This window comes from Nonomuraea basaltis (assembly GCF_005893125.1).
GTDB lineage: Bacteria > Actinomycetota > Actinomycetes > Streptosporangiales > Streptosporangiaceae > Nonomuraea > Nonomuraea basaltis.
On sequence record NZ_VCJS01000169.1, the window covers coordinates 18,227 to 27,361 of the forward strand.

A 9,135-nucleotide genomic window follows, 5' to 3' on the forward strand; every position below is an offset into this window, starting at 1 on the left:
CGAGCCGGAGGCCGGTGTGCCGGATGGTCTGGAGCGCATTGAGGTTGCGGTGATTCGGCGGCGTAGGCGAGACTCATCGGCAATCGTGAGGTGGCGGAGGGGTCTATGAGCACCGCTGACAAGGGCAACGCCTACCTGGAACAGGTCGTCGCACAGCAGGCGGTGCTCGAGGACGATCTCAGGGCGCGCCGCGGCGCCGCCCCCGGTGGGCCGGCGCTCGTGGCGGGTCCGCTGGTCAAGCGCGAGCGGGCCCTCGGCGGGGCGGCACCCGAGAAGGTGACTCCGGGGCCGGTGGACGTACGGATCACCGGCTTCTGGCGCTGGAAAAACGTGCTCGTCCCGCCTAACGCCTTCGTGGTGCACACGCGGCGCGGCCGGGAGAAGCCCCTGCACATCGGCCTGGGCGTATCGTTCCGCTTCAACCCGTCCACCGACTCATTCCTGGTAGTGCCAGGCGCCACCCAAACCATCCTGATCAACGCCTACTGCATCTGCCGAGAACTGCAAGGGGTGCTGGTGCAGGGCTATGTGCAGTGGGGGGTCCAAACCTTCCCCATCGCCTACCGCAAACTGGACTTCAGCGACCCGGACGACCCGATGCGGCTTGTCAACCTCCAGCTACGGGAGCAGGCGGAGGCGGCCATCAAGGACAAGGTCGCGACCATGGGCGTCCGCGACGTGCTCAGCGACAAGCAGCCCATCATCGAGGAGCTGACCGCCCGGCTGCGCGCGGTGGCCGAGGGCGAGGACGACAGCGACCAAGGGCTCGGCCTGCGTATCGTCACCGTCCAGATCAAGGAGGCCGTCGTCAGCTCGTCGCGGCTCTGGGAGAATTTACAGAAGCCGTACCGGGCCGAGCAGGGGCAGATCGCCCGGCTGGCCGAGCTGCAGTCCCAGGAGGCGGTCGCCCAGCGCGAGATGGCGGCCGAGCGGCTCAAGGAGACTCAGCGTCTGGAGTATGAGCGGGAACTCGCCGAGCTGCGGGCCCGCAACGAGGCGTTGCAGTTCGACACCGAGGTCGCTGAGCGGCTGCGGCGCACCCAGCGCAAGCACGATGACTCCAGGGCGGTGGCGGAGCTGGAGACCGAGACGACCCGGCACGCCCTGCGGATGGAGCGCGAACGGCACGCCGAGGAGGCCGAGACCGGCAGGCTCAGGATCGAGCGGGAGCAGGAGCTCAAGCGCCTGGAGCTCGGCGGCGAGCTGGAGCTGGCACGCTCCCAGGCACTGGCCGGCCACGAGCGGGCGCTGCTCGACGTGGAGCGTGTGCGGATGCGGGCCGATATCGACAATCAGCAGACGCCGGCCAGCCTGCAGGCCAAGCTGATCGGTTTGCTGCCCGAGATCATGGCGAAGCTCCCCAAGCCGGAGGAGCTGCGCGTTGTGTCGATCAACGGCAGCGACCGGACCACCGTGTCGGGGTTGCTGGCCGAGCTCGCCGTGGTGGTCGGAGTGCTGCGTTCGGCGATCGAGGGTGACGGGCCGGGTTCCTGACCGCGGTCCGCGTCATCGCTTGAGACGGCTCGACGCCGAGCTCGGCGGCGTGGCCGAGCTCGACGCCCGTCGTGACCGCCGGCGCTCAGTTCGCCGTGAAGGCCGAGGGGCGGCGCAGGGGCCACGGGTCCACGGTCTCCAGGGCGGAGGCCAGGCGGATCAGCACGGCCTCGTCCCACGGGCCGCCCACCAGCTGGACGCCGATCGGCAGGCCGGTCGGGGACGTGTGCAGGGGAAGGCTGATCGCCGGCAGACCGGTGATGTTGCAGACCGCGGTGAAGGAGATCATCTGGGTTTCGGTGAGCCGCAGCCCGTCGGGGTTGTCGTTGGCCTCCTGCAGCACGGCGTCGACGGGCGGCGGAGGGCAGGCCATGGTGGGGGTGAGCAGGACGTCGAAGTCGGTGCCCCATTGGGCGACGACGGCGCGGGATTCCACCTGCAGGCGGATCGCGGCCTGTACGTATTCGCCGGAGTGCCTGGTCGTCGCGCGCTCCATCCGGCGGCGCAGGTGCGGTGCGGCGAGTTCCGGCTGATCGAAGGGCACACCCCACAGGGCTGCGTCCAGAATCGTCAGCGCGTACCCCGTGATGGCCTCCTCGCTGAAGAACCGGGGAGAGACGGGGAAGACGTCGTGCCCGAGGGATTCCAGGAGCCGCGCCGCCCGTTCGGCCGCCTCGACGCAGACGGGGTCCACCGGCATGCCGGTGGGCGCCTCGGTGAGCAGGCCGATGCGCAGCCGCCCGCTGTCCCTCCCCGCCTCCTCGGCGAAGGGGCGCTCCGGTGCGGGCGCGCGGTACATGGCCAGCCGGTCCGGTACGGACATGACGTCGAGCAGCGCGGCGGCGTCGCGCGTGTAGCGGGTGATGGCCCCCTCGACGGTGGCGTGTTCCCAGGCCGCCACCTGCTGGGGAACGCGTCCCCTGCTGGGCTTGAGCCCCACCAGCCCGCAGCTGGAGGACGGCATGCGGATCGAGCCGCCGCCGTCGTTGGCGTGCGCCACGGGGCACAGCCCGGCGGCCACCGCGGCCGCCGCTCCCCCGCTGGACCCGCCGGGGCTGCGGGACGGGTCCCAAGGGTTGCGGGTGCTGCCGAACCGGCTGTTCTCAGTGGTGGACAGCAGGCCCATCTCGGGGGAGTTCGTACGGCCCATGAGCAGGAATCCGGCGTCCGCGAAACGTTGCACGACAGGTTCGTTCTGCGGCCTGGGCCGGTCGTGCACGCCCAGGGAGCCGTAGGTGGCCGGCTGCCCTTCCGCCTCGGTCAGCTCCTTGATCGGAATCGGCACTCCGTGGAAGGGCGGCAGGTCCGCACCGTCGGCCACGGCCTGTTCGGCCCGCTTGGCGGCGGCGCGCACCTCGTCGTCGTTGCGCCAGATGAAGGCGGTGAGGCCGGGGTCGTAGCGGTCGATCCGGCTCAGGTAGGTGTCGGCGATCTCAACAGGGCTCAGCTCTCGCTTGCGTACGGCCGTGGCGAGGTCGACGGCGGCGGCGAAGGGGTCCATTTCAGCTCCAAACGGGGATCAGCGAACCATGAGCAGCTCGTCGAGCTGCCGGCGGGTTTCGGGGCCGGCCGGGGCGTCGAGCACGACGCAGCCCGCCTCCATGACGACGACTCGATGGCACCAGCCGAGCATCATCCCGGCGTGCTGGTCGACGACGATCACGGCCACGCCGGCCGCGGCGACGGCGGCCAGCCCGGCCAGCACCTCGGTCAGGAGCGAGGGCTGCAGGCCCTGGGTCAGCTCGTCGATCACGACCATGCGCCGGCCGGCGAGGATCGCGCGGGCCACGCCGAGCTGCTGTTTCTGCCCGCCGGACAGGGTCCCCGCCGGCTGGCCGGCCCGCTCGGTCAGCAGGGGGAAGAGGTCACGCGGGTCGACGGCGGGGACGAATCCCTTCCGTGTGGCCAGCCGGAGGTTCTCCGCGACGGTCAGCGACGGGAACACGCCGCGGTCCTCGGGCATGAGGGCAGCGCCCCACCTGGCGAGCAGGTCGGGACGGCCCGGCGGCACGGCGTGGCCGTCGAAGACGACCTCACCGCCCTGCCTGTCGGCCAGGCCGAATATCGTGCGGAGAAGGGTCGTCTTGCCCGTCCCGTTGCGTCCCAGCAGCGCGACCACCTCGCCCGCCGCGACCTGTGCGGTCACGCCGCGGACGACGTTCGCCTGCCCGTATCCGCCGGACATGCCGGTCAGTGTCAGCATCAGCTCGCCCCCAGGTAGGCCTCGCGCACGGCGGCGTCGGCCACGATCTCGTCCATGGGCCCGTGTGCGATGATCCGGCCGCCGTGCAGGACCACGACGTCGTCGGCGAGCTCTCTGACGATGTCCATGTCGTGCTCGACGACGAGCATGGCGCAGCCGGTCCGTTCGGCGACCTGTTTCAGCTCCCTGGTCAGCCGCCGGGCGTCCTGGCGTCCCATTCCCGCCGCCGGCTCGTCCAGCAAGACCAGTCGCGGGGCTCCGGCGAGCACCATGGCCAGTTCCAGGCGCCGCCGGTCGGCCAGCGGCAGGGTGCCCGCCGCGGTCGCGTCGTCGGTGACCAGGTCCTGGTAGTCCTCCGGCAGGCCGGCCTGGACCGGCGCCTCCATGCGGGCCAGCCGGATGTTGTCCGCGGGAGACAGCTCGGTGACGACGCTGGGGATCTGGAACATGCGGCCGACACCCATGCGCACCCGGCGGTGCACCGGTACGGCGGAGGCGTCCTGGCCGAAGATGCGCAGCGTGCCGGCGTCGGCCGTGAGCTGGCCGGCGACGATGGCCAGCAGCGTGCTCTTGCCCGCGCCGTTGGGCCCGATCAGGCAGACGCACCGGCCCGGCGGCACGGTGAGGTCCACGCCGTCGAGCACCCGGACGGGGCCGAAGGATTTGGCGATCCCCTGCAGGCTGAGGGCGGCGTCGGGGCCGGATGCGGGCGGCGTCCCGGGCTCTCCGCCCTTGGCGGCGGCCGGGGGCAGCTTCACGGTGGGCGAGCCGCCCGGCAGCCAGGTGCGGGCCAGCCCCGCCACGCCGTCCGGCGCGACCTGAACGATCAGGACGAACAGGATGGCGAGTCCCAGGATGTACCAGCCCTGCCAGGTGGGGCCCAGGATCTGCTGGCCGGTGGTGAGCGCCACCGCGCCGAACACGGCGCCCAGCGTGGATTCCCGGCCGCCGACGGCGAGCCAGACCAGGACGCTGGTCGACAACCCCAGGCCGAACACGGTCGGGGAAATCAGCCCGGCGACGGGAGCGTAGAGCGCTCCGGCGATCGTCGACACGGCCGCGCTCGCGGCGAAGGCGGCCGACCGGACGCGGACGGTGTCGATGCCCGACTGCGCGGCGCGTTCCGGGTTGCGGGCCGCCGCCGTCAGCCGCGCGCCGAACCGGCTGCGGACGATCAGCCAGGTGCACATCCCCACCACCACGACCACGGCGATCAGCGTCCGGTAGTAGGTCGTGACCACGTCCGAGGTGGACACCGTCAGGCCGTTGGTCCCGTTGGTGAGCGGCGTGAGCGTGGTCGCCGCCTTCTGCAGGAGCAGGCTGACGCCGAGCGTCAGCAGGATCAGCGGCGCGTCGGGGATGCCGGACGCCAGGCCGATCCGGACCACGATCAGCGCGATCGCGGTGGCCGCGATCAGGGCCCCGGCCAGCGTGAGCGCCAGGGGAACGCCGTGCGCTTCGCTCAGCGCCACCGCGTAGGCGCCGCAGCCGAAAAAGGCCGCGTGGCCGACGCTGAGCAGTCCGGCCCGTCCCCAGGCCAGGTCCAGGCCGTAAGTGAACAGGCCGTAACACAGGCCGAGGGTCAGGGTGGCGACGGCGAAGGGGCTGAGCCCGAAAGGCACCGCCGCCAGGGCGAGGAGCACCAGTGCGGCGGCCGCCACGGCCGGCCCGCGTGGCCGTCCCGTGCGGGGGGTCCCCGTGGACACCGCCGTGCCGCCGGGCGCGGGCCGCTCGCTCACGACGCCGCCGTTGCCCTGGGCTCGCTCGCTCATGAGCAACCCTGCTTGGCCACGTCGTCGGCGATCGGGCCGAGGTTGCGCGTCACCTTGTAGGCGCCGCCGGGCTCGATGGTGGTCTCCAGCATGTCCGCCTGCAGCAGGTGGTTGGCCGGCTCGAAGTGCGTACCCTTGCCCAGCGGGGAGTCGAAGCTCATCTTGCCGATCTCGGTATTGATCGCCTGCGGGTCGTTGCGGCCGGCCTTGCCCGCGGCGGCGAGGAAGAACTGGATGCCGAAGTAGGCGTTGCCCGCGACCTCCGGGAGGGGCGCCGTGAACGCGTACTTCGCCCGGTAGTCGGCGACGAACTTCTTGCTCTCGGCGTTGTCGAGCTGGTCCGTCCAGCGCACGACGTGGGTGCGCCCGTTCACCAGATCGGCGAGCGCCGGATAGTAGTCGGTGTCCAGGGGCGCGCCGTCGTAGCCCAGCTTGGACGTCAGCAGCCCGAACTGCTTGGCCTGCTGGCTGAAGGCCACCGCGTCCGCGCCGACCACCATGGAGAGCAGCACGTCGGGCCGGGCGTCCTTCAACCGGGTGATGACCGACTGCCAGTCGGTCTGGCCGAGCGGGCTGTACTCCTCGGCGACGATCGTGCCGCCGGCCGACTTGGCGATCTCCTTGACGATGCCGGCGTAGAAGTGCGGGTAGTTGTAGTCCGACCCGGCGATGGCCACGCGCTTGCCGTATTTGCCGATCAGCTCCGGGACGCTGGGGAGCAGGATCTGGCGGGTGCTTTCGCCGAACCCCCACGAGTAGGGGGAGCAGCGCTCGGTGTCGCCGAGGATGGCCGTGCCGAACGGCACCTTGGCGTCCTCGGCCACCTTGCTCACGGCATCGGCGGTGTCGCCGGTGATGGTGCCGAACAGCATCGACACACGATCCTGCTGGATGAGCTTGCGGGCGAGCTGGGTGGAGGTCGCCGGGTCGCCGGCGTCGTCGACGACGACGTACTCGACCTTCTTGCCGCCCACCCCGCCGCTGTCGTTGACCTTCTGCACGCCCAGCTCGAGACCGCGCTGCAGCGCCTTGCCCGTCTCGCCGACCGGGCCGGTGAGCGGGACCACCACTCCGATCTTCAGCGGCGCCCCGGAGTCGCCCGCGGCGCTGGAAACGGCCGAGCCGCTGCACGCCGTCAAGGTCAGCAGGGCCGCCGCGACGGTGGTCAGGACGACCGTGCGGGAGAAAGGATGCGACGGGACCATGAGAGCAACCTCCGTACGTGGGAACGCGACCGGAGCGCCGCAGTCCCGATGATGACGATGTAGAAGAGCGCGTCGGCGAGGGTGTCGGTGAGCCAGGTGCGCAGCAGGACCGCCAGGGCGGCCACCAGGAGCGCCGCCGTGACCGCCGCCCCGAGGGCGCCCGGGCGGCTGAACAGCAGGGCGAAGAACATGGGCACGAGCAGGCCGAAGCCCATCGACGGATTCACCGCCAGGAGCGGGCTGTACAGAGCCCCCGCGAGCACGGCCAGCATCCCGCCGGCGACGAAGGCCGCGGTCCGCATCCGGCGCGGATCGGTGCCGAGCAGCGCCGCCATCGTCGGGTTGTCCGCGACGGCGCGCAGCGTGAGCCCCCAGCCCGTCCGGTAGGCGGCGAACAGGACCGCTCCGATGACCGCGACGGCCACCAGGCCGGATATCAGCCGGTACGCCGGATAAGGAGTGCCCAGCAGCTCGACCGTGCTCTCCACGGGAGCCGCGGCGGTCCGGGACGTAGAGGTGAAGAGCAGCTCGGCGACCTGCCGCAGCGCCATTCCCACACCCCAGGTGACCAGCATCGTGGCCAGTCCGTCCGCGAGCGGGCGCCGCAACAGGGTCCGCTCGATGATCATGAGCGGCACAACGCACAGCACGCAGGCCAGCAGCACACGCCAGCCGAACGCCACGGTGGTGGCGGTGGCGGCCACGTATGCGCCGGTCATCGCCAGGTCTCCCTGGGCGAGGTTGACCACCCGCAGCGCGGCGAAGACGATCGCGACACCGAGGGTGAGCAGGCCGTACAACCCGAACTGGCTCAAGATGGCGAGCAGAACGTCCACGATCTGGTCCGCCTTTCACCGCGTCGACCGGATGGGATGTTCAGATGATGGCCGCGATGTGGTGGGCGAACTGGTACGAGGGCGCACACTTGTGGTCTTCCAGCGCTTGGCCCGACACTGAATCACGCGCGAACGGCCCGGTAGAGGAGTGGCCATGCCCATCGAGCGGAGACAGGACGGCACCCTTGTCTACGGCTATCTCGACACCGCCGCAGAGCTTGGCGTGCGCGCTTCCGACGCGGTGCTCGTACGGGACCAGGGGCGCCCCTATCAGGCGGAGATGAGGCCGTACCGCTTCGGCATGCTGGGCGCGTGCGAGATCACCGGCGATGATCCGGTCCGGGTCCACTCCCTTCCGTCGTCGTCCGTGCCGGACGGGGAGCATCTGATCAGCCTGCTCCGATGCGGCAACGGCTGGCTGGAACAGGACGGCCGCCGCGCCTCGCTGTCGCCCGGCGACTTCATGCTCTACTCCGGCAGGCGGCCGTTCCGGCTGGAGCTCGACGGTCCCTACCGCTATTTCCTGATGAGAATCCCGGCGGCCGCGGTGGACCGGCTCTTCGGCACCGTCGGCGGCGTCACCGCCAACCGCGAGATCCTCCGGCTGCCCAGCGCGCGGATCCTGACGGCCATGCTGATGGAGATGGCCGATCAGGCGCCGGGGCTGGGCCCGCTGACCGGACGCGAGCTGGGCCAGCACGTCACCGCCATGCTCAGGACGGTGCTGCGCGAGTCGTCCCGGCCGGACCCGCCCGGTGACGGCGCCGCCCTGCTGGAGCGGATCCTGGACCACATCGACCGCCATCTCGGCGACGAACTGCTCCCCGGCACGATCGCCGCCGCCCACCACGTCTCGCCTCGCTACCTGCACAAGCTGTTCGAGCAGCAGGGGCAGAGCGTCGGGGAGCACGTCCGCCGGCGGCGGCTGGAGCACATCCGGCAGGACCTGGGCGACCCCGCGCTCGCCCACGTGCCCGTCCAGGCCATCGCCGGACGCTGGGGGCTCAAGGACCCCAGCCATTTCAGCAAGCTGTTCCGGTCGGAGTACGGGATCTCGCCGCGCGAGTTCCGGCGGGAGGCGATCAGCCGGACCGGCGCCCGCGTGTGACCCGGTCCGCGGCGAACCCGGTGCCGGTACCGGGTCGCATCGGTGCGGTGGACTGATCCCGGATCTACGCTGGGCGGAGGACGTCCTCCACCGCGGCCAGCGACAGGGTCTTGTAGCCGACCGAGTCGAACAGCACGGTGATCCGGTCCGGCTCGCGGCTCATGACCGTCCCCGGCCCCCACATCTTGTGCGTCACCTTCGCCCGCACAGGGAACCCCATGACCGGACGCGGGTGCGGGCTCGGGCGCCTCGCCGTTCTCACAGGTGTCGCACGCGCCGCACGTCCCGGCGTACGGCTCGCCGAAGTAGGCGAGCAGGAACCGGCGGCGGCAGTTCCCGGTCTCCGCGTAGCCGCGCATCATGTCGATCCGCGAGTCGTCGACGCGGTGCCGCGCCTCGTCCATCTCGGCCGCCCGCGCGGCGGCCTGCTCCGGCGTCAGCCTGCCAGAGGCGTACCGCAGGTCGCCGGTGTCGGTCACGGAGAGCGCGCCCGCCCGTTCCAGCAGGTTGACGAGCC

8 protein-coding genes and 1 pseudogene are annotated in these 9,135 nt (G+C 71.4%); 2 read left to right on the forward strand and 7 right to left on the reverse strand.

What is annotated here, in order from left to right; genetic code table 11:
* Positions 1 to 105: 105 nt before the first annotated feature.
* The gene (locus EJK15_RS49185; RefSeq protein ID WP_138717368.1) at positions 106 to 1,494 is read left to right on the forward strand and encodes an SPFH domain-containing protein; all 1,389 of its coding nucleotides are present in this window, start codon (positions 106 to 108) and stop codon (positions 1,492 to 1,494) included.
* A gap of 85 nt (positions 1,495 to 1,579) precedes the next feature.
* Here EJK15_RS49185 and EJK15_RS49190 read toward each other — a convergent pair whose 3' ends face one another.
* From EJK15_RS49190 to EJK15_RS49210, 5 genes are read right to left on the reverse strand one after another with little or no spacing between them, the layout of a single operon-like run.
* The gene (locus EJK15_RS49190) at positions 1,580 to 2,995 is read right to left on the reverse strand and encodes an amidase (protein ID WP_138717369.1); all 1,416 of its coding nucleotides are present in this window, start codon (positions 2,993 to 2,995) and stop codon (positions 1,580 to 1,582) included.
* 18 nt (positions 2,996 to 3,013) lie between these two features.
* Positions 3,014 to 3,697, reverse strand: a complete 684-nt coding sequence (locus tag EJK15_RS49195) for an ATP-binding cassette domain-containing protein (RefSeq protein WP_138717370.1) — start codon at positions 3,695 to 3,697, stop codon at positions 3,014 to 3,016.
* Complete coding sequence (locus tag EJK15_RS49200; protein WP_138717371.1) at positions 3,697 to 5,469, reverse strand: branched-chain amino acid ABC transporter ATP-binding protein/permease; 1,773 nt, start codon at positions 5,467 to 5,469, stop codon at positions 3,697 to 3,699. The genes EJK15_RS49195 and EJK15_RS49200 overlap by 1 nt, the downstream gene beginning before the upstream one ends.
* On the reverse strand, positions 5,466 to 6,674 hold the full coding sequence (locus EJK15_RS49205; protein ID WP_138717372.1) for an ABC transporter substrate-binding protein: 1,209 nt from the start codon (positions 6,672 to 6,674) through the stop codon (positions 5,466 to 5,468). Before EJK15_RS49205 ends, EJK15_RS49200 begins: the two co-directional genes overlap by 4 nt.
* The gene (locus tag EJK15_RS49210) at positions 6,635 to 7,510 is read right to left on the reverse strand and encodes a branched-chain amino acid ABC transporter permease (RefSeq protein ID WP_171074972.1); all 876 of its coding nucleotides are present in this window, start codon (positions 7,508 to 7,510) and stop codon (positions 6,635 to 6,637) included. Before EJK15_RS49210 ends, EJK15_RS49205 begins: the two co-directional genes overlap by 40 nt.
* Before the next feature lie 154 nt (positions 7,511 to 7,664).
* Here EJK15_RS49210 and EJK15_RS49215 point away from each other — a divergent pair, with 154 nt between their 5' ends.
* Positions 7,665 to 8,618 (forward strand): helix-turn-helix domain-containing protein, encoded by a 954-nt coding sequence (locus tag EJK15_RS49215; protein WP_138717374.1) that lies wholly within the window; start codon positions 7,665 to 7,667, stop codon positions 8,616 to 8,618.
* Between the two features lie 64 nt (positions 8,619 to 8,682).
* On the opposite strand, the gene EJK15_RS75365 is transcribed toward EJK15_RS49215, so the two are convergent.
* Together EJK15_RS75365 and EJK15_RS77260 are read right to left on the reverse strand one after the other, a co-directional pair.
* On the reverse strand, positions 8,683 to 8,838 hold the full coding sequence (locus EJK15_RS75365; protein WP_240777706.1) for a DUF3553 domain-containing protein: 156 nt from the start codon (positions 8,836 to 8,838) through the stop codon (positions 8,683 to 8,685).
* A gap of 100 nt (positions 8,839 to 8,938) precedes the next feature.
* A pseudogene (locus EJK15_RS77260) lies at positions 8,939 to 9,022 on the reverse strand (hypothetical protein); the annotation flags it as partial.
* Positions 9,023 to 9,135: the final 113 nt, after the last annotated feature.

Excerpts from the sequence above, each read along its gene's own strand:
- EJK15_RS49185 (WP_138717368.1), top strand. The coding sequence starts at position 106 with ATGAGCACCGCTGACAAGGGCAACGCCTACCTGGAACAGGTCGTCGCA.
- EJK15_RS49190 (WP_138717369.1), bottom strand. The coding sequence starts at position 2,995 with ATGGACCCCTTCGCCGCCGCCGTCGACCTCGCCACGGCCGTACGCAAG.
- EJK15_RS49195 (WP_138717370.1), bottom strand. The coding sequence starts at position 3,697 with ATGCTGACACTGACCGGCATGTCCGGCGGATACGGGCAGGCGAACGTC.
- EJK15_RS49200 (WP_138717371.1), bottom strand. The coding sequence starts at position 5,469 with ATGAGCGAGCGAGCCCAGGGCAACGGCGGCGTCGTGAGCGAGCGGCCC.
- EJK15_RS49205 (WP_138717372.1), bottom strand. The coding sequence starts at position 6,674 with ATGGTCCCGTCGCATCCTTTCTCCCGCACGGTCGTCCTGACCACCGTC.
- EJK15_RS49215 (WP_138717374.1), top strand. The coding sequence starts at position 7,665 with ATGCCCATCGAGCGGAGACAGGACGGCACCCTTGTCTACGGCTATCTC.
- EJK15_RS75365 (WP_240777706.1), bottom strand. The coding sequence starts at position 8,838 with ATGGGGTTCCCTGTGCGGGCGAAGGTGACGCACAAGATGTGGGGGCCG.